The organism is Vreelandella subterranea (assembly GCF_900111305.1).
Lineage (GTDB): Bacteria > Pseudomonadota > Gammaproteobacteria > Pseudomonadales > Halomonadaceae > Vreelandella > Vreelandella subterranea.
Map to the genome: position 1 here is coordinate 413,237 of NZ_FOGS01000002.1, position 25,646 is coordinate 438,882.

Here is a 25,646-nt window from a genome sequence, read left to right on the forward strand (position 1 = left end):
AATCAACACCTGCCAGTGGCGATTGCCGCTCGGCTTTGTGAAGGAAATGCGGGCACATCAGACAAACTTCAACCGTTGACGGTCAGGGCCATAGATCAGGCATGGGACGACCATTGACGCGCCACTGGCCACGCACCACGTCGAAGGCCAGCTCCTGGGTACCCAACGGCAGCCCCAGCCAGAGGGCTGCGACGGTCGGCGCATCGTGCCAGGTAAAGTCCCCGTCGATACGTTCCCGCCAGCGCGCCTGCTCTTCAGGCTCACCCAGCTTGGTGATGTCCAGTTCATCGAGTTGACGGTTATCAAAGAACAGGGCGCCATCGGCATCCAGCCGAATTCCCAGCAGCGGGCTGTCGGCAGCGATGGTCGCGACATCCAGCCGCGGTGAATCGCTTAACAGCTGACGCAAATCGGGCTGCAGACGTGTCAGGGTTCCCTCCGCCAAGGGTAAGCGGGCATCTCCCCAGGCGGCCTCCTGGCGCAGTTGGCGAATGGTATCGCGTACCGCATCGGCATTGATCCGCGAAAGCTCCATCACCGTATGGGCGTTTTGCAGTAACGGCGTGTCCGGCGCTTCGGAAGGCACACGGACCTCACCGATGCGCAGTTCGCCTTTCAGGCGCAACTCCTGCTCGTCAAGCATCATCCGGCTGCTGAGGTCAATCGGCGCCATATGTACATCAAAGGCGGCGGGGTAAGTCAGCGCCACGTTATCGATATGCAGGGAATCGGACTGGGTAAAGTGATAGGCATCCTCGGTGTAGGTGTAACGGCTCTCCAACGCCGAAGGCCCGATACGCAGCTCCGCCGGGCCATCGGTAATCGTCAGTTGATCCATCATCGCCCGCAGTCGCCAATCGCCGTAAACCCCCTCTAAGCGCAGCCGGCCACCGCGCACCGTTAACTCTCTGCCGTTTTGCTGGATAACGAAGGGAGCAAGCGCCAGACGCAGCTCGCTGTGCCCGCTCAAGGTGTGGTAGGTGCCCTGCCAACGCGGCACGGAAGGCGCAGAGACTTCACCCAGCGCTTGCTGGAGGACGGTATCGAGGCGGGGTAAAAGCGTACCTTCCACGTCGGTGCTTAAAATACCGTGGCGGGCGGTATAGTTAAGCTCCAGACGCCAGGGCCGCCCGAGCAACGGCGAAAGAATCAACCGACCCTGCGAACTTAACCAACCCTGTTCGCTTTCGGTACGCGTCACCCGCCACTCGCCCCGGGCGGCCAGGTCATCCAGCGCCTGACGCAGACTGCGCTCGAACAACACGCTGGAAAGCAGCTGTGCCGCTACCCACAGCACGGCTATGATCGCCAGAACGGGGACAATCAAACGTTCCTTGCGCATGGCATCTCCCTTGAGCCAAACGCGCCAACGGGCAGCGCTATTAAACGGTCAATGCAACCAAAACCACAGATGCATTATGCTCCAGGCGTAGATCCCTGCCATCACATCATCGATCATGATGCCAAACCCGCCGGCCACCCGTCGGTCCGCCCAGCGGATGGGCCAAGGTTTGAACACATCGAAAATGCGGAACACCACAAAGCCCCACAGTGCGGACTCCCATGAAAACGGCACCGCCGCCATGGTGATCCAGTAGCCGACAAATTCATCCCAAACGATCCCGGAGTGATCATGCACGCCCAAATCGTGGGACGTTCTATCACATAGCCATACGCCAACCACAAAGGCGACAAAAACGATACTTGCGTACCAGCCTAGCGATAAATCGGCCATTAACCAATAAAAAGGAATCGCCGCCAGCGTGCCAAACGTACCCGGCGCAAAGGGCACGGCACCGCTGCCAAGCCCGAAGGCAAAAAAATGCGTGGGCCGACGCCAAACGCTCCCAGGGGCATGATTCATGGCGTCTCTCCCTTGAAATGCTGCCAGCCGTGATAGCGCTGGACGGAAAGTCCATGCACGCCTGGGATGTCGCTGCACTCACCAATCACGTGGAGCGGAACGCCTGACATTGCCAGCTGCTGGCGCGCTTTTTCGACATGAGCCGAAGGCAACGTCACCAATAGCTCATAGTCGTCGCCGCCGGTCAATGTGGCCTGGCGAGCCGCTTCTGGACCCAGGGCCTGTTCCAGGCCTTCAGCCAGGGGCAATGCCTCCAGCGATAACCTTGCCCCTACGCCAGACGCCTCGCGCAGATGGCCCAGGTCAGCTAACAGTCCGTCTGAAATATCGATCGCCGCAGTCGCCCACTCGCGCAGCGCTTCGCCTGCGGCCAAGCGCGGCGTGGGCCATAAATAGCGCTCAAGCAGCGGGTGTGCGCTGTCGCGTTCCCCCTGTTGCCACAGCGCCAAACCGCCAGCTCCCCCACCCAGGGCGCCGGTCACCGCAATCACATCGCCAGGTCGGGCACCGCTACGCGTCAGCGCCGTGGCATTGGGCACGTCCCCCATGACGGTCACGGCGATAGAAAGCAGGCCCGACGTGACGTCGCCACCCACCAGCGTTGTGGCGTGCCGACCGGCCAGTGTGGCAAACCCCCGCGCATAGCCCGAGAGCCAGGCATCGGCAGCGTTATCGTCAGCAAATTGCGACTGATCAAGTGTCAGCGCCATCACGCACCAGCGTGACGTCGCCCCCATGGCGGCCAGGTCACTCAGGGCCACGGCCAGCGCACGGTGCCCGATGGCCTCAGCGGGCGCGTCGCCGGGGAAGTGAACGTCCACCACCGACGTATCCACGCTCACCACAAGCTGGCGGCCTGGTTGCGGGTTAAGCAAGGCAGCGTCATCGCCGATCCCAAGCGCCACACCCTGCTGGTGGACGTCATGGGTCGGCAACGTGAAATAACGTCGAATCAGATCAAATTCGGCAAGCACAAAGGCCCCTTGAACGCAGCGTCAGCAAGAACGCGCCGTTACCCGGTCCATGGGGCCGGTTAGCGACGACGCGCACTGACTTCAGCACTCCGCAAGCGAATAGCTAACTTGTCGAGAATACCGTTCACGTATTTATGGCCGTCGGTGGCACCAAACGACTTGGCCAACTCAACGCCTTCGTTAATGACCACGCGATAAGGCACTTCCATACGCCGCGACAATTCGTAGGCCCCCAGGCGAAGGATGGCCAGCTCGACGGCATCCAGGTCTTCCAGACGACGGTCAAGCAACGGTGCTATCTCACGGTCCAACTCTGCCTTGAAACGGGACGTATTGATCAGCAGCTCGTGAAACAGCGCCTTATCGGCAATTTCCATCACCTTGGCCCAATTCTCATAATCTTCCATGTCGGCATCGGGCAGATGGCTGCGGAACTCGGCTTCAATGGTGTTGATCGGTTTACCGGTCATGTGCCACTGATACAGCCCCTGCACCGCCAGCTCACGCGCCGCCTGTCGGCCTTGCTGGGCAGCCGAGGGTTTGCGCTCGCGACGTTCACTCATGAGCATCACCCGAGGCAATAGCGCGCAACAGCGACACCATTTCCATGGCCGCCATGGCCGCTTCGGTCCCTTTGTTACCGGCTTTGGTCCCGGCACGCTCGATAGCCTGCTCGATCGACTCCACGGTCAGCACGCCGTTGGCGATTGGCGTATCGAACTCGAGCTGTAGCTGGTTGAGGGCGGTATTGCAGCCGCCCGCCACATACTCAAAGTGCGGTGTACCACCCCGGATCACCGCCCCCAGGGCGATGACCGCGTCAGGTTTCACCACCTTGAGGACACGCTTGACGGCCAGCGGCAGTTCCCAGGCGCCGGGGACATGCACAATGTCGATGTGCTCCATATCAACGCCATGGCGAACCAGGCTGTCGACGGCGCCCTCCACCAGACTATCGACGACGTGGTGATTGAAACGGCCAACCACGATGACATAACGGCCATCAACGTCGACAAAGGTACCTTCAACTTGAGAAAGGGATTGCATCAATTTATACCTGCTAAAGTGTATACCGGCTAGAAGAGGTGGACTCATCGGACGTATCGTTCGGCCCCAGCCGCTCGACGACTTCCAGGTCAAAGCCGGAAAGTGCCGAGAACTTCCAGGGCGAACTGAGCAGACGCATTTTACCCACACCAAGATGGCGCAGTATTTGCGAGCCGGTGCCGATCGTTAAGTAATTACCTGCGCCGTCAGAATCGCTGGTGCGGGGCTGGCGCACGCGCTCCAGGAAGATATCCAACTGGTCTTTAAGGTCTTGATTCGGGCGCCCGTCATCAATCAGCACCAGTACGCCCGCGGGGGCCTCGGCTATTTCGACAAGCGCTCGCTGGGCATCCCAGCGACATTGTTCGCCTTTGGTCAGCCCCAGCACATCGCGCAACGTGTCGGCCAGGTGGACCCGCACCGTCGTAGGCTGCGCGGGTGTTGGCTGGCCGTTGACCAGGGCCAAGTGATGCGCGCCCTGGATACGGTCGCGAAACACATGCAGCATCATCTCGCCCTGGGTGGTCATGATCGGCGAGGCTTCAATAGGGTCGACTGTCTGCTCATTGACGATGCGGTAGTGGATCAAATCGGCAATGGTGCCCATCTTGATGCCGTGCTCTTCAGCAAATGCTTCAAGCTCGGGACGGCGCGCCATGCTGCCATCGTCGTTCATGACTTCGCAAATTACACCGCTCGGATCACAGCCCGCCAGGGCCGCCAGGTCGCAGGCGGCCTCGGTATGGCCGGCACGACGCAACACACCGCCGGGTTCGGCCATCAGCGGAAAGATATGCCCCGGCTGGACGATATCCGTGGGCTTGGCATGCGGGGCGACAGCGGCCTGGACGGTCCGCGCCCGGTCGGCGGCGGAAATCCCGGTGGTCACGCCTTCGGTCGCTTCGATCGACAGGGTGAACTTGGTGCCAAACCCCGAACCGTTGTCACGGACCATCAGCGGTAGATTCAGCTGCTCGCAGCGCGCCCGTGTCATCGGCAAACAGATCAGGCCACGGGCAAAACGCGCCATGAAGTTGATATGCTCCGCCTGGACTTTTTCAGCGGCCATGATGATATCGCCTTCATTTTCGCGATCCTCGTCGTCCATGAGAATCACCATTTTGCCCTGGCGAATATCGTCGACAAGTTCAGCAATGGGGGCTAATCCCCCAGAGGAAGCGTGCGCCATGGAATCTCCAATCAAAATTGTCGCAATGGGTGCGATTTCGCGCGTCAGGGTACCTTGGTATCGTCGCTCGTGCCAGTCACCACCGGCGAAGCGATAATCCGCCAATCCTGTCCAACGGCCCGCATATCGTGAATAGTGAGGCGCTGCTGGTCAGCCATCTGGGTGAGCCCTGACAGGGTAAACAAGGGTCTGGCATCGCCACCCAGCAGCGTCGGCGCAACAAACAGCTGCATTTCATCGATCAATCCCGCGCTGAGCATGGCACCGGCGAGCGTGGCGCCGGTCTCGACCAGCAGTTCATTGACATCCTCATTGGCCGCCAGCCACTCAAGCAGAACAGACAGATCCACCCGGCCCTGGGCATCAGCGGATAACACCTGTACCTCTGCCCCTGCGTCAATCAGTCGCTCGTGCTTTTCAGCCTCCCGGGAAGTGGTAACGACCAGGGTGCGTCCGGGGGCTCGTAAACAGGCGGCTGCCAGCGGCAGCCGCAACCGGCTGTCGACAATCACCCGCAACGGCTGGCGGCTGGCGATATCAGCGGCATTATCCAAACCAAGCTGCTCGGCGCGAACCGTCAGACGCGAATCATCCATGATGACGGACTCCACGCCACTCAGGATCGCACTGGAACGAGCGCGTAACCGCTGGACCTGGGCGCGCGCCTCGGGGCCGGTAATCCATTGGGATTCCCCCGACCCCATGGCGGTGCGGCCATCGAGGCTCATCGCCATCTTCATGCGCACAAAAGGACGTTGGGTTGCCATGCGGGCGATAAAGCCCGGGTTGAGCGCGCGAGCGTCTACCTCCAGCAACCCAACTGACACCTCGATCCCCGCTTCTTCCAACAGGCGAATTCCCCGGCCGCTGACCTGCGGATTGGGGTCGACCATGGCGACCACCACTCGCGCCACCCGGGCTTCTTGCAGCGCCAACGCACATGGCCCGGTGCGCCCCGTATGCGAACACGGCTCCAAGGTGACATAGGCGGTCGCCCCACGGGCACTGCCGCCCGCGGCAGTCAAGGCGTTGATTTCCGCATGCGCCTCACCCGCATGGCGGTGATAGCCCTCGCCCACCACCTCGCCGTCGCGAACCAGCACGCAGCCGACACGAGGGTTGGGGTCGGTGGTATACAGACCGTGCGCGGCCAGCACCAGCGCGCGGGCCATATAACGATGGTCATTGGCACTGAACTGATCATCGACGCTAGACAAGGTGGCACTCACGATGAGGGCCTGCCGTCGGCAGGCTCCTGGGACAGGCGATCAATCTCAGCCCGGAATTCATCCAGATCCTGAAATTTGCGATACACCGAGGCAAAGCGAATGTAAGCCACCTGATCGAGGGTTTTCAACGCCTGCATGACCGCCTCACCAATGTCGCGGGCATCAATTTCCCGGTCTCCCCGTGCGCGTAATGTCTGGCGTATCCGCTCGACGGACGCTTCAATATCTTCCGCGCTGACCGGCCGCTTTTCGAGTGCCCGGAGCATGCCAGCACGCAGCTTGGTTTCGTTGAAACTTTCGCGTGAACCGTCAGACTTGATGACGCGGGGCATGATCAGCTCGGCGGTTTCGTAGGTGGTAAAACGCTCCTGGCAGCTTGCACACTGACGACGGCGACGCACCTGGTCACCGTCGGCTACCAACCGCGAATCGGTCACGCGAGTATCGTTAGCACCACAAAAAGGGCAATGCATGGCGTTCAACCTGTTGTCGGCCCGTGCAAAGGCGCTGCACGAGAAAGCAAAATACGACCTGTTAATGCGCTATTAACCGATCATTGTAACGTTTTGGCACACAAGCTGCACCGTTTGTAGAAGCCTGTTGACTGGGACACCCTCATGACCACCTTCGACGATACCGTTCACGCTTATCTGGAGCACCTTTATGGCCCCCGCGCCGCGGAGGTTCAGCGCCGCCTCAACCAACGCCTGGCGCATTTTCGCGCCGCAGCAGGCCCACAGGCCTTCACCGAGCAGCAGGGACAGCCTGCACCATCGTGGAGCGAGAAAGACCAGTGGTTGATCACCTATGGTGACTCTATCGTCGATGACGAGACGCCTCCCCTGGCTGTGCTTGACGACTTTTTGCAGGCGCGTCTCGGTGAACGTATCAGCGGCGTCCACGTACTGCCCTTTTTCCCGTGGAGCAGCGACGACGGCTTTTCAGTGATCCACTATAGGGAAGTGAACCCCGACCTGGGTGACTGGCAACATATTCAAACCCTTGCCCGCCACTACGACCTGATGGCGGACCTGGTGCTCAACCATGTGTCCCGGGAGTCGCTATGGTTTGTCGATTACCTGAGCGGCAGCCTGCCGGGGCGCGATTATTTTATCGAAGTCGATCCCGACACCGATGTGTCAGCGGTGGTTCGCCCGCGCAGCAGCCCGCTGCTGGTGCCAATATCCACCCGCCGGGGGACACGCTATCTGTGGGCGACGTTCTCCGAGGATCAGCTTGACCTCAACTTCGAAAACCCCGATGTGCTGCTGGAATTTGTCGGCATCCTGCTGTTTTACCTCGAGCAGGGCACCCGTATCGTGCGCCTGGATGCCGTTGCCTTTTTGTGGAAACGACTGGGAACCAACTGTATCCACCTGCCGGAAACCCACACCGTGGTTCGGCTGCTGCGTGCCATTGTCGACCACGTTGCCCCCGGCACCCTGCTGATCACCGAAACTAACGTACCGCACCACGAAAACATCAGCTACTTCGGGCTTGACCGCCTGGCGGAAGGCCCGCCCGACGAAGCCCACATGATCTACCAATTCACCTTGCCACCGCTGCTGCTGCACACCCTGACGCGGGGCGAAACGCATACCCTGCAAGCCTGGCTGGCCAGCCTGCCGCCGCTGCCCGACCAGTGCACCTATCTAAACTTCACCGCCAGTCACGACGGTATCGGCGTACGCCCCCTGGAAGGCCTGCTACCCGATCACGAACGCGATGCGCTGCTCGAACTGATGCACCGATTCGGCGGCTTTGTCAGCATGCGCAGTAACCCCGACGGCAGCGACACGCCCTACGAAATCAACATCACCTGGTTTGAAGCCATGCAAGGCACGCGCAAAGGCCCCGACCCGTGGCAAATTGCGCGCTTCCTGTGCAGCCAGGCGATCATGCTCAGCCTGCAGGGCATTCCGGCCCTGTATATCCATACCCTGACCGGTACCCTCAACGACGTGGAAGGCGTTGAGCGCAGCGGTCGCTTGCGCTCGATCAATCGCCGCCGCTGGCAGCGCCGTGAACTCGATTTACTCCTCGACAGCACTGCCACGCCCACCCACGACGTTTTCAATGCGCTGAGCCGATTGTTGGGCTACCGACGCCAAGAGCCCTGTTTTCACCCCAACGCTGCCCAACGCGTGCTTGCCTCGGACCCATCGCTGCTGGCCATCGAACGTGGCCCGCTGGCCGACGGTCGCCGCCTGTTGGCGCTTTACAATGTCACCGAGGTGCCACTGTCGTTCGATCAGCTCGGTGATGACGTCCAGCACGCATTATCATCGGTGTCATGGCAGGACCTGAATACCCCATCCTCTGGACAACCCAGCGACCCGCTGCCGCCCTACGCCGTGCGCTGGCTGGTGCATAGCCCCTGATAATCCATCAATAGCATGGAATAGCCGGAAAAAGATGCCGATTCAGGCACTGCGCGTTACGCTATCCCCTCGATTCTGCAACCACCGAGGAAGATTATGCGCGACAGGTTCTCCCTGCCTCAAACGGTATCACGCCATCTTGCCGGACTGGGCGGCACCATGCTCGGTATGCTCATGATGCCAATCGCCCAGGCCGACTCACTCCCCGCCCCCATCCAGGCACTGGCGGACCAAGGTTTGCAGATTCACGGCGAATTTGACGCCCCTGGCGGCATGCGCGGTTTTGGTGCCAGCCGTCAGGGCCAGGAAGTGACCATCTACCTGACCCCTGACGGCGAGCACGCCGTCACCGGCTCGCTGACCGACCAGGATGGCGACAACCAGCTCGAGGAAGCCGCGCTGGATAAGCACGTGCGGGCACCGCTCGAAGCACAAACCTGGCAGCTCCTCGAAGACAGCTATTGGATTCAGGACGGCCAGCGCGACGCGCCACGGGTGGTGTACACCTTTACCGACCCCAACTGCCCCTACTGCCAGGCTTTTTGGGAGGCCGCACGGCCCTGGGTTGAAGCAGGCGAGGTGCAACTGCGCCATATCGTCGTCGGCATTCTGGCCGCCGACAGCCCCGCCAAAGCGGCCACGCTACTCGCTGCCGACGACCCCGCCGCTGCTCTTGCCCGCCATAAGCAAGGCGACCGCATCAGCGCCAGCGCCCAACCCCGAGAAATCGAAGAACAGGTATACAGCAACAATCAGCTGTTCGACGGCCTGGGCCTCTACGCCACCCCCACCAGCGCCTTCAAACGCCAAACCGATGACGGCGTCACCCGTCTGGACCGCGTCGAAGGCATGCCGGATGAAGAGCGCCTGGAGGAAATGATGGGCGGCCCGGCGCCTGATTAAGCGATAGCGTCGTCAGGCGATGCGCCTGGCGATCACCCAGCCCAGCACCATGGTCGCCAGCATCGCCACTAACGGTACCGAAGCACCGCCCAGCGACGCGATGGCGGGGCCCGGACAGTAACCTGAAAGCCCCCACCCAACGCCGAACAACGCCGCCCCAGTCAACAGCCTGGCATCCAGCCCCTGCTTGCCGGGCAGCTGAAAGCGCTTGGCCAGCAGAGGGGTCGGCTGCTTAAGCACGAAACGGTAGCCAACAAAGGTAGTAATGACCGCCCCGCCGAGTACGAACATGAGCGTCGGATCCCAGTTGCCGGCAACGTCCAGGAACCCCACGACCCTGGCCGGATCGGTCATGCCCGAGACCGTCAGTCCCAGACTGAACAACAGGCCGGCGACATAGCTCGCCGCCATCGTCAGGTGTTGCTTGTTCATGCCCCACCTCCCAGGACGTGACGCACGACATAGACGGTCACCAGGGCAGTGCCCAAAAACGTGACCGTCGCCGCCAAAGACCGCTTGGAGAGACGCGCCAGCCCGCACACCCCATGACCGCTGGTACAGCCGCTACCCAGACCGGTGCCCAGACCGACCAGCAGGCCTGCCACCAGCATTAGCGGTACGCCGCCCAGCGGCTGTCCGATGACCTCGCCAGGATAATTGACGACGTTGCCCCATCCGGCGCCAAGCCCCATCAATAGCAATGGCCCGCTGACCAGGCCGACTAGAAACGCCGCCCGCCAGGCGCTATCGCCCTTAGGCCGCTGGGCGATCAAGTTACCGACAATACCGCTGATACCGGCGATTCGCCCCAGGCTTGCCATCAACCAAACCGCCGATATGCCAATTAAAACGCCACCTATCAACCCCTGCAGGCTTGATGTCAATTCCACGTAACCTCCTGTTCGTCTATGGCCCTGTTCGTCTATGGCCCTGTTCGTCTATGGCCCTGTTCGTCTATGACGGTCAGCTGCCTATTTGATTTCAATACAATTATATATTTATACCATAATAGCATATAAGGCCAGCTAACTTTGACGACAACCCTTTTGCTCAACACCTTCTGTTAAGATGCACCGCATTAGCAATTTGCAGGAGAAACCCATGCTCGGCTGGTTCCCCGGACATATGAACAAGGCCCGCCGCCAGATCCAGGAGGCGTTGCCGGAAATCGACGTGGTCATCGAAGTGCTCGATGCGCGGCTACCCTACTCCAGCGCCAACCCTATGCTTGCCGAGCTGACTCGCCACAAGCCGGTGCTCAAGATTCTCTCCCGTGCGGACCTGGCCGACCCGGAACGCACCGCCGAGTGGGTCGCGTTTTTTGACGCCCAGGACGACACGCGCGCGCTGGCAGTCACCACCACCCATACCCGTGAGCTGAAAAAAATTCCCAAGCTCTGCCACGAACTGGCCGGGGCCGTGCGCGCCGACCGCGATGTCCGCGTCATGGTGATGGGCATTCCCAACGTGGGTAAGTCGACCCTGATCAACGGTCTGGCAAAGCGCAAGATCGCCAAAACCGGCAACGAGCCAGCGGTGACCAAACGCCAGCAGAAGGTCCGCATCGACGGCCGCGTGGCGCTCGTCGACACCCCCGGGGTGCTATGGCCCAAGATTGAAGACCAGGCCAGCGCCTATCGACTGGCGGCAAGCGGTGCCATTCGCGATACCGCGATTGAATACACCGACGTGGCGATCATCACCAGCGCGGAACTGGCCAGACGCTACCCGGATGCGCTGATCGCCCGCTACAAGCTCAAGGCATTACCTCCCTATACGCCATCCAGCACCCATGAGGTCGACGCTGACGGTCCGCAAAAGCCTGATTTCTTGGCAATCGCAGGCTTTGACGGCCAGGCCATCCTCAAGGAAATAGCGGGCAAGCGCGGCGGGTTACGCCCCGGCGGTGCGGTTGACCTGCATCGGGGCGCTGAAGTCTTGCTGCACGAACTGCGTGACGGCAAGCTGGGAAGGCTGACATTGGAAACCCCCGACGATATTCCACCGCCACCGGTGCACGAGGACGAAGACAGCACCTCCCATTCCGACGCATAATGACGCATCGACCGGCAATGCCGCGCGGCCACTGGACACTTTTGGAAATAACGGCTCATGGACACCCCCCAACCTCACGAATCGCCCACGCTTAAAAAATCCCACAAGCTGAGTAACGTCTGCTACGACATTCGCGGCCCGGTGCTCGACCACGCCAAACGCCTGGAAGAAGAAGGCCAGCGAATCCTCAAGCTCAATATCGGCAATCCTGCGCCCTTTGGCTTTGAGGCTCCCGAAGAAATTCTTCAGGACGTGATGCGCAACCTGCCCACCGCCCAGGGTTACTGCGACTCCAAGGGGCTCTACTCGGCGCGCAAGGCGATCATGCAGGAATGCCAACGCAAACAGATTCCCGGCGTCGGCATCGAGGATATCTACATTGGTAATGGCGTTTCCGAGTTGATCGTCATGGCCATGCAGGCACTCCTCAACGACGGCGACGAACTGCTGATCCCCGCCCCTGATTACCCGCTGTGGACCGCCGCGGCGCACCTTTCCGGTGGCCATGGGGTGCATTACATGTGCGACGAGCAGGCGGACTGGGCCCCGGACATGGCCGATATCCGCGCCAAGATCACCAGCCGCACCCGCGCGATTGTGCTGATCAACCCCAACAACCCCACCGGAGCGGTCTACCCGCCCGCCGTGGTTCGCGAGGTACTGGACATCGCCAAGCAGCACAACCTGGTGGTGTTCTCCGATGAGATCTACGACAAGATTCTCTACGACGGTGTGGAACACACCGCCACCGGCGCGTTGGCGGATGACGATCAACTGGTCATCACCATGAACGGGCTCTCGAAAAGCTACCGCTGCGCCGGGTTTCGCTCGGGCTGGATGACCATTTCAGGCACCCTGGCCAAGCTCCACGCCCAGGATTTCATTCAGGGACTGACCATGCTGGCCTCGATGCGCCTATGCGCCAACGTGCCTGCCCAACACGCTATTCAAACGGCGCTGGGCGGCTACCAGTCGATCAATGATCTCATCCTGCCTGGCGGACGTTTGCTGGCCCAGCGCGATATCACCGTGGAAAAGCTCAATGCCATCCCAGGGGTGTCCTGCGTAACACCCAAAGGCGCGCTGTATGCGTTCCCGCGTCTCGATCCCAAGGTGTTCAACATCAAGGACGACCAGCAGATGGTGCTTGATCTGCTGTTACAAGAGAAAATCCTGCTGGTGCAGGGCACAGCGTTCAACTGGCCAGAGCCTGACCACGTCCGCATTGTCACGCTGCCATGGGCTGACCAGTTGGGCGATGCGCTGGACCGCTTTGCGAACTTCCTCGCCCGCTATCGACAGTAAAAGACACGATATTTGGGTCGAACACTTGAAACCCGGGCACACTGAACGTATCTAATCAAACCAGCACAGCCCGACAGTCATCGTCTATCGTTATACTCAACGTCGCCACACTAAGACGCTTATATCCTAAGGAGAATCCGCCACATGATGCGCATTTTGCTGTTTTTAGGCACCAACATAGCGGTGTTGTTGGTCGCCAGCCTGACATTACGACTGCTTGGGGTGGAAAGCTACCTCAACGCCCAGGGCATCAACTTCACCGGCTTGCTGATTTTCTGCTTTATCTTCGGCATGGCGGGGTCAATGATCTCGCTGTTCATCTCAAAGTGGATGGCCAAACGCAGTACCGGCACGGTGATCATTGAAAACCCGTCGAACGACACCGAAAGGTGGCTGGTCGACACCGTCGCCGAACTGGCCCGCGAGGCCGGCATCAAGACGCCCGAAGTGGGTATCTTCCCGGCACAACAATCCAATGCCTTTGCGACGGGCTGGAACAAAGACGATGCCCTGGTGGCGGTTTCCGCCGGACTTTTAAACCGCATGCGTCCGGATGAAGTCCGTGCCGTGCTGGCCCACGAGATCGGTCACGTGGCCAACGGCGACATGGTCACCCTGGCCCTGATTCAGGGGGTCGTGAATACCTTTGTGATGTTCTTTGCTCGTGTCGTGGCCCACCTGATCGACGGCTTCCTGAAAAGCCGCAGCGATGGTGAGGGCGGCCTGGGCTTTATGGGCTATTTCGCTGTCGTGATGGTCGCTGAAATCATCTTCGGTATCGCGGCCTCGGCCATCGTGGCGTGGTTCTCCCGCTTTCGCGAATACCGCGCCGACGAAGCAGGCGCACGCCTCGCGGGGACCAACGCCATGGTCAATGCCCTGGCCCGCCTGAAAGGCGAAACCGAAATGCCCGACCAGATGCCCGATACCCTGCGCGCCATGGCCATTACCAAAGGCCAGACGCGCTCGCTGGTCGAGAAACTGTTTGCCAGCCACCCGCCGCTGGATGACCGTATTCGCGCGCTGAAAGAGGCCGCTTATCGTCAGTAAATCTCGACCTCAGGCTGCTAAACAGCCAGCACAGAAAAGCATATTAAACCAAAAACCCCAACGTCACGGCGCGCTGGGGTTTTTGTCATTTCGGTATAAGTTAAAGGCAGAGGGCCTGCTATTGCTTTTTACGCACCTTTATAAAAACAGTCGCCAGGGCGACAATCCCGCCAAGGCCCAACGTAGAGGCTGTTACTTCTTGCCCATTAAGCCCAAGCACTAGCGTGGTGACGATAAATCCTGCGCACAAGCTGTAAGCCATCCATTGACCACGCTTGATCTCGCTTATGTTGGCATCTTGAGCGCGTATGTTTGACTCAGCGATACGCAAATTGGCGTCATTCTCTTTGCTTTCTTGTTCGTGACGATGGCGCTGCTGTTGCTCAGCCATGACGAGAATTCGATCAGCCGCCCCCGGCGTGATCGCCTCGTACCGCTGCATTTCGGAAGACGGCGGCAACGGACCAGAGTATGTGAGGCTTTGTGCCTCTAGTGCATGAATCCCCTGCTCTGATTTCAGGCTTTGATTGGGTTCATTGCCGGTAGGGCTGGAGGTTTCGTCCATATTGCTCAATTGCCTTTTGCATATCCTTTCCGACCTGGATAAAGTCGCCGCGCATGGCAGCTTCATCGCTTTCATGTGACACAAAGCCGACTGGCTTTATCTCTCTGCGCTTCTGCGGAAAGATGCTGGTGACACTAGCAATGCGGGAGGAGGTTATGTATTTCATTGCGACTCCCCTTGATTGAGTTCTTTTAACATAGCAAATATCGCCATCATTTAGATAGGGAATAGCGAGAAAGGTTTAGGGCCTATCTATCAAGCACTGCTTTTGACTACGCAACACTTACCCGAAACCCCGCCGCGCTGAGTGGCTCAATCAGCACGCTGGCAGCGCCCTTCAACTGCACTTCGAGGGTGGCAAACTCGCGGCGCAATGGGTAGTTGGCGCGGCAATGGTCAAAGCCTTTTGCCATCCCCGACTGGCGCACCTGGCGATGAAGAGTGTCGTGGTCACGGCGCACGTCATACACTGCCCGGGCGCAGAGTCTGAGCGCATCCTCCACCGGCAGCGCCTGCTCGAGCGTCAGGCGCTTAAGCGCAGGCGGCGGGCAGAGTTCGTCAAACCCCAACGAGCTCGGCTGACCCAGATGGGCCGCCAACGCCTGGTGGATCATCCAACTGCCACGCAGCTTGCCGTCCAGGCTATGGCCCGCGATGTGGGGCGTCGCCAGAGTCGCCAGATCGTGCAGATTAGCGTCGATGGCAGGTTCCTGTTCCCATACATCGAGCACGGCGGTGATATCGCCCTGGCCCGCCAGCCGACTGCGCAGTGCCAGGCCGTCCACGCAGTCACCCCGCCCGGCGTTCAGCAGCACGCTGCCCGGCGTCAGCTCGTTGATTCGCTGTGCGTTGAGCAGATGCTGGGTGGCATGAGCACCGGACGCCACCAACGGCGTATGCAGACACAGCACATCGCAACGGGCGATGAGTTCATCGAGGTCAGTAAAGCCATGAGCGCCTTCCTGTTCGGCCCTGGGTGGATCACAGGCCAGCACCGATATGCCCAATGCTTTCAACCGTGAGAGCAGTCGGCTGCCCACATTGCCCACCCCCAACACGCCAACGCTGCGCTCACGCAGTGCCCACCCCTCGCGCTCGGCAAGCGTCAGCAAGCTGCTTAGCACGTAATCGACGACCGCCCCGGCGTTGCAGCCCGGGGCGCTGGCAAAGCCGATACCCTGCTCCTCAAGGAAGGTCTGGTCGACGTGGTCGGTGCCAATGGTACAGGTACCGACAAAGCCCACGCGGCTATTGGCAAGTAACGCCTGATTCACCTGGGTCACCGAGCGGACAATCAACGCATCGGCATCAGCCACCTCAGCGGCGCCAATCTCGCGACCGGGCACGCGCTCAAGCGTGCCGAAGGCTCCAAAGCAGGCGTCGGCGGCTGGAATATGGGCGTCGATAACAACTTTCATAGGCGTTTGCTTATCCGGGCTTTACAATACGCCCGCAACGCTTTTGCTGCAGGCAGGTTTAAGGAGGCGTTACAGAGAATGCCAAGGAGACTGTTTTGATCGTACGCTGGGAAACCGACCATGACTACGTGCTGGTGCATATTCACCAGGACATGCTGGGTGACTGGATCTTCAGCCGCGCCTGGGGACAGATCGGCACTCAGTTTGGCGGCCTGAAACACCAACTGGCCGACACCCTGGCCCAGGCCCATATGTGGCTGGAAGATGAAACCACCATTCAGGCCTCACGGGGATTTCGCAAGGTGCTCGAAGTGGCTGACAACACGCCCGAAGGCCAGGAAGCCATGCGCCAGCTTTCGCTGCTGGATACGGTCTAAAACCGATCAACTTGACGCCTCTTACCCCAGAAAACGCCGCCCGTTGCGCTGATATCCCCCTTTCGGCGCAGTGACCTCGGCGGGTGACATTAAATCGCTGAGAGCCGCTTCATCCAGCCAGCCCCGCGCTCGCAGCCAGTCGCACAGGGACTCGAGCGCGTATCCACCTTCCAGTTCGTTTCCTGCGTCGTCCGCCAACACGGGAATGCGCTCGCCGTAGCGTGCCAGCAGCGTTTCATCGTCGGCCACCTCAACCCGTTGCCACGCAATGGGCTGCCGGGTTAACGCCGCCACCCGCGCCTCCAGTTCAGCGCAAAGGTGGCAGCCTTGGGTGGTGTAGAGCGTTAGCCGAATCATGTTGCAGACCTAAATAATATTACCCGCGGTGGCGTAACAGAAACACCTGGTGTGCATTGCTGCGCCGCTGAAAATCCGGGTCAAAGCTGCGCGCAGTCATATCCTCGACCACGAAGCGCTCGCCAAGCGACTCATCCAGCTTGAAGCGCCGCTGGTTATTGGAAAAGACCAGCGTGCCGCCCGGTGCCAGCCGCGCCATGGCCAATTCCACCAAGCGCGGATGATCGCGCTGAACATCCAGCGTATCGCGCATTTTCTTGGAATTGGAGAACGTCGGCGGGTCCATGAAAATCAGATCGAACTCGGCGTTGGCGGTTTCCAGCCAGCGGAAGCAGTCGTCGCGCACCACCCGATGCAGCCTGGGGTCGAGCTTGTTGAGCGTGAAGTTATCCCGCGCCCACTCCAGGTAGGTATTGGACATATCCACGCTCACGCTGTCGCTGGCACCGCCCAGGGCGGCCTGTACCGTGGCGGTGGCGGTATAGCAGAACAGGTTCAGGAAGCGCTTGCCGCTGGCCATCTCGCCCAGCATGCGCCGCACGGGCCGGTGGTCAAGAAACAGTCCGGTGTCCAGATAATCACGCAGGTTGACCCATAGCCGGGCATCGCCCTCGCGCACCTCGAAGCGTTCGCCGCTGGCATCGCGTTTTTGATACTGGGCGTTGCCGGTTTGCCGCTCACGGCGTTTAACATGGATCCTGCTGGGGTCGACACCCAGTGCGTCGGGCATGACCTCCAGCGCATCGAAGAGGCGCTTTTGTGCCTGGGAGGGGTCCACCGAACGCGGCGCGGCATACTCCTGGACGTGCACATGGTCGCCGTAGCGATCGACCGCCAGGGCGTACTCGGGCATATCCGCATCGTATAGCCGGTAGCAGCTTTCGCCGCTTTGCTTGAGCCACTTTTTCAGGCGCTTCTGGTTCTTTGCCAGCCGGTTGGCAAACATCTGCGCGTTCTCGGACCCTTTGGGTGCGGCCTGCACGGTCGCCGAGGGTTCGCTGTCGTCCTCTCCCCCGCGACTGGCCCGGTGCTCAATGGTCATCAATAACAGCTTGGCGTCCAGGGCACCGTTTTTCAGCGCGTACTGCTTGTGGGCGCGCAACCCAAGCCGATGCCCCAGGTCCGGATTGCCGGTAAATACAGCAAGGGTCCAGCCCGGAAACAGCGCCTTGGCTTTTTCACCCAATTGAGCATACAGCTGAACCAGCTCGGGCAGCTCGCCCAAACGTTCGCCGTAGGGCGGGTTGGTAATCATTAGCCCCTGCTCGGCGGTCAGCTCGGCAGGCCGCGTCAGTTGTGAAAGGCGTTGGCCGTGCAGATGAATCAGCGCGGGAATGCCCGCGCGCATGGCGTTGGCCTTGGCGGCCGACAGCGCTGCCGGGCTTTCATCGAAGCCGGTCAGTAACGTTTTACAACGCTTGCGACCAATCGACGCACGTGCGTCAGCTTCTCGCTTGAGCTCTCGCCACTCGGCCTCATCATGACCCGCCCAGCCGTGAAATCCGAAACGTTCGCGGTGCAGGTTGGGCGCCTGGTCGGCCGCCATCAGGCCGGCCTCAATCAACAGCGTCCCCGCGCCGCAAAGGGGATCAATCAGCGGTTCACCCGCTTTAGCGCGCTCCGGCCAACCGGCGCGCACCAGCAGGGCGGCGGCCAGGTTTTCTTTCAAGGGCGCGTGGCCCACATCGCGGCGATAGCCACGCCGGTGCAGGCTTTCCCCGGACAGGTCGATACCCAGGGTCGCATTGGCCCGGTGCAGGTGGGCGTATAAGCGCAGGTGCGGCGTCTTGGTATCCACGGTGGGGCGCGCCTGCCCTGCCAACTGCAAGGCGTCAACCACTCCATCCTTGACCGTCTGCGCGCCAAAGCGGGTGTGGCGAATGTGGTCGCTGCGGCCGTGGAAGTCCACTGCCATCGTCCGCCCAGGGGCCAAGTGCCGCGTCCAGTCGATGCCCGCCACCACAGTGCGTAACTGGTCGGCGGTTTCGACCATCGGCTCGCGGGCCAGGATCAGGATGATACGGTTGGCAAGCCGCGACCACAGGCAAACCCGATAGGCCGTGGCCAGATCGGCAGCGAAATACACGCCTGCCACGGTGGTTTTACCTGGGGAAGCACCCAAGGCGGTCAGTTCGTCGGCAAGCAGGCTTTCGATACCCTTGGGGCACGTTGCCAGCAGCTCTAGGGGGGCAATTTGGCTCGACTCGGTCATGGTAATGGCTGCGCGTAACCGCGCGATATTCCTATATATTGCAAATGAGTGTACGTCTTATGACAATTTGATGGTCGACAAGTGACCCCATCATGGTCTAACAATAAGAGAGTAGCTACTGAAAACGCATGCGTTGCTGCCAGGGTCTTGAAGAACGTCTCAACGACCTGTGGCGTCTACGAGCGAGCCGCCCGGTGGGTTCAGCACGTGAGTGCTAGACCACGGTGCCGGAATGGCAGTTCACTCTTGAAGTTAGCTCTCGGAATGACGGAGCGGGTCTTAGAGCGGTGTCGGCTATCTTGCAACCCGTCATTTCACCTCAAAGGCTTTCATAAAAAGAGGTTAGCCAATGAAACGACAAAAACGTGATCGCTTCCAGCGGGCTTATGTACATGGCTACAAAGCGGGCGTTACGGGTCGCTCCCGTGATGATTGCCCCAGTCAAGAGGTTAATTTACGCGAATACTGGATGAGCGGTTGGCGTGAAGGTCGCGGCGACCAGTGGGATGGCATGACCGGTGTCTCCGGCATCCATAAAAACCCCACGGTAATGACCTAACCTTTTCGATCCTAATCACCAAACATCGTTTTACTGAATATCCCATAAGCCCGCTCCATCAAGCGGGCTTTTTAGCGCTTCTTTAACGCCTCGGCACACTCGCTGACAAGCGTTGGCCCACGATAAATCAGTCCGGAATACAGTTGCACCAGATCCGCGCCAGCATCGCACTTAGCCCTGGCGGAGTCGCCGCTGTCGATACCGCCCACGCCGATAATCGGCAAATCCGGCAAGCGGGCCCGCAGCAGACGAATGATACGGTTCGACGCTTCAAACACCGGCTTGCCCGAGAGTCCCCCCGCTTCGTCGGCCTGAGGGTCACCCGCCACCGCTTCCCGTGAGATGGTGGTATTGGTGGCGATCACTCCGTCAAGGGCGTTGCGCTCGATGCTGCTCGCCACTAACGCCACTTCTTCATCAGTCATATCCGGGGCGATTTTCACCAGCAAGGGGACACGGCGGTCGGTTTGCTCATCCAGTGCCAGGCTGCGAGACCGGATGGGCCCCAGTAGATCATCCAACTGAGCACCGAACTGCAGCGTGCGCAGCCCAGGGGTATTGGGTGACGAAATATTCACGGTCACATAATCGGCGACCCCATGAACCGCTTCCAGGCAGGCCAGGTAATCGCCCAACGCATCGTCAACCGACGTGGTCAGGTTTTTGCCGATATTAATGCCCACGACACCGCGATAGTGACGCCGCTTTACCCGCGCGACCAGATGTGCCACACCCTGGTTATTAAACCCGAAACGGTTAATGATGGCCTCGTGTCCAGCAAGACGAAACAGGCGTGGCTTCGGATTACCCGGCTGGGCCACTGGCGTGACGGTGCCCACCTCAATAAACCCGAAGCCAAGCTCACCCAGGGCGTCGAGATGATCGGCATCCTTGTCCAAGCCTGCCGCCAGCCCCACCCGGTTGGGAAAGCGCAGCCCCATCAGCTCGACCGGGTCATCAACGGGTTTGCCCACCATGCGCTTAACACCGCCAACCCGATGCAACGCGTCCAGAGCCCGAAGCGCCATGCCGTGGGAAGCTTCAGGGTCGATACGGAATAACAGCGAGCGGGCAAGGGTGTACATGGCGAGTCTCTTGAAGCAGGAAGGCAAAAATCGGGCGCCAGTATAACCTAAAAAGCGCGCCCGAGTGGGCGCGCTTGATACATCCGTGAAAGCGTCAGAACTAGCTTTCGCTATCACTTTCCGCCAGGTCAACCAGTTCACGGATAGCCACCGCAAACAGCGCAAAACCGCCTTCGCTACCGCCGCGCACTTCGTCGATCAGGCGGCACCAGCGGCGATGCAGGTCCGCATGCTGTTCCAGCCACTGGGCAACCCGCTCCTGGGTATCGCGGCTGCCCACTTCCAGCTTGAGTACGCTGGTGGTCAACGCCAGCTGCTGGCGGTCGATGTCGTCGCGGAAGGTTTCCCGCGCCTGGGCCTGCCAGGCATCTCGCACATCAAGCTGAGTAACCTGCTGAATCATCCAGGGAAGCTCCAGACAGCTACCAATCTCGTAGTACACCTCGGCGACCCGCTGAGGTTTCTCGTTGGTGGCCCGCGCCGCCTGGATAATGCCCAGCCCCGCATACAGGCTGGGAGCCGCTGCGACGGTCGAGGCCAGCGCGGCCGGCACGCCCGCCGACTGCAGCTCTGCATAGCGTTGCTGCCATGCCGCCTGCTCCTCACCGCTCAACAGTTCGCCAATGCCTTCCTGAAGCTGCGTCAGGCGCGGCCGGAAGTACTCGATGGTATCCTGGGTCGAAAGCCCCATGTGCTGGCGCAGGAACCAGCGCGTCGCGCGGCGGACCATGCGCATCACATCCAGCATCATCGCGTACTGGACGTGGTTGGGCACCTGATTATCCAGTGCTTCCAGCTGGGCCCATAGGGAATGCAGGTTGAAGCTATCCCGGGCAACCACGTAAGCCCGCGCGATGTCCGCCCGACCAGCGCCGGTCGAATCCATCAGTCGCCGCACGAACACAATGCCCATGTGATCGACAAGGTCGTTGGCCACCTGGGTGGCGACGATTTCACGTTTCAGACGGTGATCATACATTTCCGTCCGGTAGCGCTCGGTCAGCACCGCCGGGAACAGCCGCTCGAGATGTTGGTGGATATAGGGGTCATCAGGCACCTCTGAGGTGATCAGGTCGCCTTTCAGCGTGCTCTTGGCATAAGAAATCAACACCGAGAGCTCCGGCAGGCGCATTCCCTGCTGCTGACTTGAACGCTCTTTCAGTACGTCGTCGGTGGGCAGGAATTCAAGCTCCCGATCAATCTGCCCCGCCGACTCCAGCTCGCTGATAAAGCGCCGGTAAGGCCCCATCCCCTGCTGGGAAAGAATCGCCGAGAGGTCCAGCGCCTGGGTCTGACGGTAGTTATCCAGAATGACCAGGTCAGAGACTTCATCGGTCATCTCGGCCAGCAACTGGTTGCGCTGCTTGTCGGTCATGTCACCGCGTTTGACCACTTCATCGACCAGTATCTTGATATTCACTTCATGGTCGGAGCAGTTAACGCCCCCGGCATTGTCGATAAAGTCCGTATATACCCGCACGCCTTTGGCGGCGGCTTCCATGCGGCCCAGTTGCGTCAGACCCAGGTTACCACCCTCGCCGACCACACGGCAGTTGAGGTCGTTGCCGTTGATGCGCAGTGAATCGTTGGCTTTATCACCCACCTCCGCGTCGGTTTCTTCCGAGCCTTTCACGTAGGTACCGATCCCGCCATTCCAGATCAAGTCGACCTTGGCGACCAGCATGGCGCGGATCAATTCGTTGGGAGACAGCCGCGTCTCTTCAATGCCAAACACCGCCTGCATTTCAGGGGTAATGACGATCGATTTCGCGCTGCGGCTGAAAATACCGCCGCCCTGGGAGATCAATGTCTGATCGTAATCCTCCCAGCTGGAACGCGGCAGTTTGAACAAGCGCTGGCGTTCGGCAAAGGTAGCGGCCGGGTCTGGTGTAGGATCGACAAAGATATGCAGGTGGTTGAAAGCCCCCACCAATTTGATCGTCTCGGACAACAGCATGCCGTTGCCAAACACATCGCCTGCCATGTCACCGATGCCGATCACACTGAACTCATCACGCTGGGTATCGATATCCAGGTTCTTAAAGTGACGCTTGACCGACTCCCAGGCCCCGCGGGCGGTGATCCCCATCTTCTTGTGGTCATAGCCGTTGGCCCCCCCGGACGCGAAGGCATCCCCGAGCCAGTGACCGTATTCCAGCGAGATTTCGTTGGCAATATCCGAGAAGGTCGCGGTGCCCTTGTCGGCGGCAACCACCAGATAGGCATCATCTTCGTCGTGGCGTACCACCTGCTGTGGCGGCACGACATCGCCCATCACAAGGTTATCGGTGACATCCAGCAACGCCCGGATAAACAGCTGATAGCAGGCAATGCCTTCTTTCTGCTGGGTCTCGCGGTCGGCATTCTCCGGCATGCGCTTGCAGACGAAGCCGCCTTTCGCGCCCACCGGCACGATCACGGCGTTTTTGACCTGCTGTGCTTTCACAAGCCCCAGCACTTCCGTGCGGAAATCTTCGTGACGGTCGGACCAGCGCAGTCCACCCCGGGCCACCTTGCCGCCGCGCAGGTGCACGCCTTCGACCCGGGGCGAGCAAACGAAAATCTCGAACATCGGGCGCGGCTTGGGCATCCCGGTGACCTTGGAAGGCTCAAGCTTGTAGGCGATGTAGTCCTTGGCGCGGCCATTCTCGGCTTGCTGATAATAATTGGTCCGCAACGTCGCCTGGATAAGCTCCATGAAACGGCGCAGCAGTTGATCGTCGTTAAGACTGGCCACCGCTTCAAGGTGCTCATTGATGCGCGCTACGCAGTCGCTGGTGTCGTGGTCGTCCAGGCCGGGGTCGAAACGCTGCTGGAAAAGCTCGACCAGCGCCTGGGTAATCACCGGGTAGTTAGCCAGGGTGGTGGCGATATAATCCTGGGACATGCCAAAACGAATCTGCTTCAGGTAGCGGGCATAGCCCCGCAGCATGGCCACTTCCCGCCAGTCCAGGCCTGCACCGATGATCAAGCGGTTGAAAGCGTCGTTATCGGCTTCACCCACCCAGATGCGCTTGAACGCTTCGCTGAACGTGTCGCGCATTTCCGACAGGCTCATCTCGGCGCCGCTGTGCTCCAGCTCAAAATCATGGATCCAGTAGCGCTGCTGAGGGCTGTTGATATCGTAGGGACGCTCGCCAATGACCCGCAGGCCAAGGTTTTCCATCATCGGCAGTACATCCGAAAGCGGGATCTGCGACGCCCGATGGAACAGCTTGAGGTTCACGCCACCGCCCTGTTCTTCCAGCGGCCGGTAGAGTGACAGCGCCAGGTCGTTTTCGCTATCCAGGGTCAGCAGGTGCTGGACGTCGAAGACTGCCGTACGAGCGGTAAAGTCTTCGCGGTAGCTGGCAGAAAACGCCTCCTGGAATTGCTCCATGAGGTTGTTGGCCTGCTCTTCGCCGAACCCTTCGATCATCGCTGCCTGCAAATCATCGCGCCAGCTGCGCGCCAGGCGCGCAACTTTATTTTCCAGGCGTTTCAGATCGTATTGGCTGGGTTCATCGCCGTTGAAGCGCAAGATCAGCTGGATACGCGCCAGTACCGACTCCGACAGGTAGGTATTGAAGTCCCCGAAGCGGGCGTCCAGCTCCTCGCAGAGCAGGTGTTGAATGCGTTGACGCAAGTCAGTGGAAAACACGTCCCGCGGCACGAAAACCAGGCACGAATAAAACTTGCCGCTGACATCGGCACGAATGAACAGCCGCACCTGACGGCGTTCGCGAATATCCAGAATACCCAGCGCCGTGCTGGCCAGCGCCTCGGTGTTCATCTGGAAGAGGTCATCGCGCGGATACACTTCCAGTACCTGGAGCAACTGCTTGCCGTTATGCCCCTGGGGGTTGAACCCGGCGATATCCATCACCGCCTTGAGCTTGCGGCGCAGCAGGGGAATATTGCGCGGCGACTCGTTATACACCGTGGCCGTGAACAGGCCGAAGAAGCGCCGCTCGCCAATGACGTTGCCGTCGTCATCGTAGCGGTCGACGGTAATGTAATCGGGATAGGTGGGACGATGGACCCGGGAATGATGGGCGCTCTTGGCAAACGACAGCAACTGCGGCACCAGCACATAGTTATCGTCGTCACCAATACCCTCTTCGGTACGGATGCGCTCGCAGTAGCGCGGCTGATCCAGACGGAAGACACCCAGCACACTGTCCGGGTCGCGGGTCAGCTCACCATCTTCAAGCAGGTATTCGTCGTAGCCAAGGAAGGTGAAGTTATCCTTGAGCAGCCATTCCAGAAAGGCAATCGCCTCTTCGTGGTCGTCAGGGTCGATTTGCGGCGGGCAGTTTTTCTCGATCTCCTGAATCGAACTGCGAATTTGCTCGCACATGGCATCAAAATCACCCACGGCGGTTCGCACATCGCGCAGGACCTCGTGAAGGTTGTGCTCGATTGTGCTCAGCAATTCAGCATCGGTGTGGCGATCGACTTCGATCACCACCAGGGATTCACGGGCCTCGGGTGGGTTGGCATCGCGGGGGGAACCGAGCGTTTGCAACTGGTGCTGGGCATCGCGGCTAACCGCCAACACCGCATTCTGAATGGCATGCACCGTTAAACCGCGACGGTTGAGCTCGATCCGCACCGAATCGACCAGAAACGGCATATCCTCGTGAAGCACCGCCACGAAGGTATGGGTCGACTGCCAGCCATGCTCTTCGAAATCGGGGTTGAACACACGCACTTTGGGGCTTTGAGGGTCGTGGTGCTGCAGGAATTGCCAAATCGACAGCGTCGCCCCGTAAAGGTCATCCAGGCGGCGGTCAATCAGGTCTTCAACGGGCACCGTCGCGTAGAAGTGCCGCGCGAAGGCATCAATGGCCTCGGCGCGGGTCGGCTCCAAGCGATCGTGCAGACGTTCCTGTAGCTGCTTCAACAAATCTTGCCGACTTTCTTCAATCGCAACGTAATGCATCCATCACCTCTACTGCCGGGGCCATCACCTGGCCAAAAAAACGAAGGACAATAGGCCTTTAGGCCATCACTCTGGTTAGCTTACGCTACCCGCTGGCATCGCCCTAGCCACCTGCCTGGTTACTCATAGCGCATACCACTTATGCATCACCC

Annotated in this window: 24 protein-coding genes; 7 read left to right on the forward strand and 17 right to left on the reverse strand. The window is 60.1% G+C overall.

Annotated elements, in window-relative coordinates; translation table 11 throughout:
* Nucleotides 1-82: 82 nt before the first annotated feature.
* From BMX75_RS04865 to nrdR, 8 genes are read right to left on the reverse strand one after another with little or no spacing between them, the layout of a single operon-like run.
* Nucleotides 83-1,342, reverse strand: coding sequence for a DUF945 family protein (locus BMX75_RS04865; RefSeq protein WP_092825729.1), 1,260 nt, complete (start codon nucleotides 1,340-1,342; stop codon nucleotides 83-85).
* A 48-nt stretch (nucleotides 1,343-1,390) separates the two neighbouring features.
* The gene (locus BMX75_RS04870) at nucleotides 1,391-1,864 is read right to left on the reverse strand and encodes a phosphatidylglycerophosphatase A family protein (RefSeq protein WP_066317950.1); all 474 of its coding nucleotides are present in this window, start codon (nucleotides 1,862-1,864) and stop codon (nucleotides 1,391-1,393) included.
* Nucleotides 1,861-2,838, reverse strand: a complete 978-nt coding sequence (gene thiL / locus BMX75_RS04875) for a thiamine-phosphate kinase (RefSeq protein ID WP_092825731.1) — start codon at nucleotides 2,836-2,838, stop codon at nucleotides 1,861-1,863. Before thiL ends, BMX75_RS04870 begins: the two co-directional genes overlap by 4 nt.
* 59 nt (nucleotides 2,839-2,897) lie before the next feature.
* Nucleotides 2,898-3,401, reverse strand: a complete 504-nt coding sequence (gene nusB, locus BMX75_RS04880) for a transcription antitermination factor NusB (protein ID WP_066317961.1) — start codon at nucleotides 3,399-3,401, stop codon at nucleotides 2,898-2,900.
* The gene (gene ribH, locus BMX75_RS04885; RefSeq protein ID WP_066317967.1) at nucleotides 3,394-3,885 is read right to left on the reverse strand and encodes a 6,7-dimethyl-8-ribityllumazine synthase; all 492 of its coding nucleotides are present in this window, start codon (nucleotides 3,883-3,885) and stop codon (nucleotides 3,394-3,396) included. Before ribH ends, nusB begins: the two co-directional genes overlap by 8 nt.
* A gap of 13 nt (nucleotides 3,886-3,898) precedes the next feature.
* A complete protein-coding gene (gene ribBA, locus BMX75_RS04890; protein WP_092825733.1) occupies nucleotides 3,899-5,074 on the reverse strand; it encodes a bifunctional 3,4-dihydroxy-2-butanone-4-phosphate synthase/GTP cyclohydrolase II in 1,176 nt (391 codons plus the stop codon).
* Nucleotides 5,075-5,118: 44 nt separating this feature from the next.
* Nucleotides 5,119-6,303 carry a bifunctional diaminohydroxyphosphoribosylaminopyrimidine deaminase/5-amino-6-(5-phosphoribosylamino)uracil reductase RibD gene (gene ribD, locus BMX75_RS04895; protein WP_281244504.1) on the reverse strand — a complete coding sequence of 395 codons (1,185 nt, stop codon included), beginning with the start codon at nucleotides 6,301-6,303 and terminating at the stop codon, nucleotides 5,119-5,121.
* The gene (gene nrdR, locus BMX75_RS04900; RefSeq protein WP_066317975.1) at nucleotides 6,300-6,776 is read right to left on the reverse strand and encodes a transcriptional regulator NrdR; all 477 of its coding nucleotides are present in this window, start codon (nucleotides 6,774-6,776) and stop codon (nucleotides 6,300-6,302) included. The genes ribD and nrdR overlap by 4 nt, the downstream gene beginning before the upstream one ends.
* Nucleotides 6,777-6,920: 144 nt before the next feature.
* On the opposite strand from nrdR, the gene BMX75_RS04905 reads away from it, so the two are divergent.
* Both BMX75_RS04905 and dsbG read left to right on the forward strand, forming a co-directional pair.
* On the forward strand, nucleotides 6,921-8,684 hold the full coding sequence (locus BMX75_RS04905) for a sugar phosphorylase (RefSeq protein ID WP_092825735.1): 1,764 nt from the start codon (nucleotides 6,921-6,923) through the stop codon (nucleotides 8,682-8,684).
* A gap of 159 nt (nucleotides 8,685-8,843) precedes the next feature.
* On the forward strand, nucleotides 8,844-9,587 hold the full coding sequence (dsbG, locus tag BMX75_RS04910) for a thiol:disulfide interchange protein DsbG (RefSeq protein ID WP_092825980.1): 744 nt from the start codon (nucleotides 8,844-8,846) through the stop codon (nucleotides 9,585-9,587).
* 12 nt (nucleotides 9,588-9,599) lie between these two features.
* Here the strand turns inward: dsbG and BMX75_RS04915 are convergent, their stop codons facing one another.
* Together BMX75_RS04915 and BMX75_RS04920 are read right to left on the reverse strand one after the other, a co-directional pair.
* Entirely contained in the window at nucleotides 9,600-10,019 is a 420-nt protein-coding gene (locus BMX75_RS04915) for a DUF6691 family protein (RefSeq protein ID WP_092825737.1), read from the reverse strand.
* Nucleotides 10,016-10,408: a YeeE/YedE family protein gene (locus tag BMX75_RS04920; RefSeq protein ID WP_422822057.1), complete on the reverse strand. Its 393-nt coding sequence runs from the start codon at nucleotides 10,406-10,408 to the stop codon at nucleotides 10,016-10,018. The genes BMX75_RS04915 and BMX75_RS04920 overlap by 4 nt, the downstream gene beginning before the upstream one ends.
* 280 nt (nucleotides 10,409-10,688) lie before the next feature.
* Here BMX75_RS04920 and ylqF point away from each other — a divergent pair, with 280 nt between their 5' ends.
* From ylqF to htpX, 3 genes are all read left to right on the forward strand, one after another.
* Nucleotides 10,689-11,642, forward strand: coding sequence for a ribosome biogenesis GTPase YlqF (gene ylqF, locus BMX75_RS04925; RefSeq protein WP_092825741.1), 954 nt, complete (start codon nucleotides 10,689-10,691; stop codon nucleotides 11,640-11,642).
* A 57-nt stretch (nucleotides 11,643-11,699) separates the two neighbouring features.
* Nucleotides 11,700-12,947 (forward strand): pyridoxal phosphate-dependent aminotransferase, encoded by a 1,248-nt coding sequence (locus BMX75_RS04930; RefSeq protein ID WP_066317978.1) that lies wholly within the window; start codon nucleotides 11,700-11,702, stop codon nucleotides 12,945-12,947.
* A 144-nt stretch (nucleotides 12,948-13,091) separates the two neighbouring features.
* Nucleotides 13,092-13,997: a protease HtpX gene (gene htpX, locus BMX75_RS04935; protein WP_092825743.1), complete on the forward strand. Its 906-nt coding sequence runs from the start codon at nucleotides 13,092-13,094 to the stop codon at nucleotides 13,995-13,997.
* Nucleotides 13,998-14,115: 118 nt separating this feature from the next.
* Here htpX and BMX75_RS04940 read toward each other — a convergent pair whose 3' ends face one another.
* From BMX75_RS04940 to pdxB, 3 genes are all read right to left on the reverse strand, one after another.
* Nucleotides 14,116-14,562 carry a DUF2335 domain-containing protein gene (locus BMX75_RS04940; protein ID WP_092825745.1) on the reverse strand — a complete coding sequence of 149 codons (447 nt, stop codon included), beginning with the start codon at nucleotides 14,560-14,562 and terminating at the stop codon, nucleotides 14,116-14,118.
* On the reverse strand, nucleotides 14,531-14,728 hold the full coding sequence (locus tag BMX75_RS18035) for a hypothetical protein (protein WP_092825747.1): 198 nt from the start codon (nucleotides 14,726-14,728) through the stop codon (nucleotides 14,531-14,533). The genes BMX75_RS04940 and BMX75_RS18035 overlap by 32 nt, the downstream gene beginning before the upstream one ends.
* 106 nt (nucleotides 14,729-14,834) lie before the next feature.
* Nucleotides 14,835-15,980: a 4-phosphoerythronate dehydrogenase PdxB gene (gene pdxB / locus BMX75_RS04950; protein WP_092825749.1), complete on the reverse strand. Its 1,146-nt coding sequence runs from the start codon at nucleotides 15,978-15,980 to the stop codon at nucleotides 14,835-14,837.
* 95 nt (nucleotides 15,981-16,075) lie between these two features.
* Here pdxB and BMX75_RS04955 point away from each other — a divergent pair, with 95 nt between their 5' ends.
* Nucleotides 16,076-16,357: a hypothetical protein gene (locus BMX75_RS04955; RefSeq protein WP_066317989.1), complete on the forward strand. Its 282-nt coding sequence runs from the start codon at nucleotides 16,076-16,078 to the stop codon at nucleotides 16,355-16,357.
* A 21-nt stretch (nucleotides 16,358-16,378) separates the two neighbouring features.
* Here the strand turns inward: BMX75_RS04955 and BMX75_RS04960 are convergent, their stop codons facing one another.
* Nucleotides 16,379-16,714: a glutaredoxin family protein gene (locus BMX75_RS04960; RefSeq protein ID WP_092825751.1), complete on the reverse strand. Its 336-nt coding sequence runs from the start codon at nucleotides 16,712-16,714 to the stop codon at nucleotides 16,379-16,381.
* A gap of 19 nt (nucleotides 16,715-16,733) precedes the next feature.
* Nucleotides 16,734-18,926, reverse strand: coding sequence for a bifunctional 23S rRNA (guanine(2069)-N(7))-methyltransferase RlmK/23S rRNA (guanine(2445)-N(2))-methyltransferase RlmL (gene rlmKL, locus BMX75_RS04965; protein WP_092825753.1), 2,193 nt, complete (start codon nucleotides 18,924-18,926; stop codon nucleotides 16,734-16,736).
* A 349-nt stretch (nucleotides 18,927-19,275) separates the two neighbouring features.
* Between rlmKL and rmf the strand changes: the two genes are divergently transcribed.
* On the forward strand, nucleotides 19,276-19,485 hold the full coding sequence (gene rmf, locus BMX75_RS04970) for a ribosome modulation factor (protein WP_066317995.1): 210 nt from the start codon (nucleotides 19,276-19,278) through the stop codon (nucleotides 19,483-19,485).
* A 71-nt stretch (nucleotides 19,486-19,556) separates the two neighbouring features.
* On the opposite strand, the gene BMX75_RS04975 is transcribed toward rmf, so the two are convergent.
* Together BMX75_RS04975 and BMX75_RS04980 are read right to left on the reverse strand one after the other, a co-directional pair.
* Nucleotides 19,557-20,570 carry a quinone-dependent dihydroorotate dehydrogenase gene (locus BMX75_RS04975; RefSeq protein ID WP_092825755.1) on the reverse strand — a complete coding sequence of 338 codons (1,014 nt, stop codon included), beginning with the start codon at nucleotides 20,568-20,570 and terminating at the stop codon, nucleotides 19,557-19,559.
* A gap of 100 nt (nucleotides 20,571-20,670) precedes the next feature.
* The gene (locus BMX75_RS04980) at nucleotides 20,671-25,494 is read right to left on the reverse strand and encodes an NAD-glutamate dehydrogenase (protein WP_092825757.1); all 4,824 of its coding nucleotides are present in this window, start codon (nucleotides 25,492-25,494) and stop codon (nucleotides 20,671-20,673) included.
* Nucleotides 25,495-25,646: the final 152 nt, after the last annotated feature.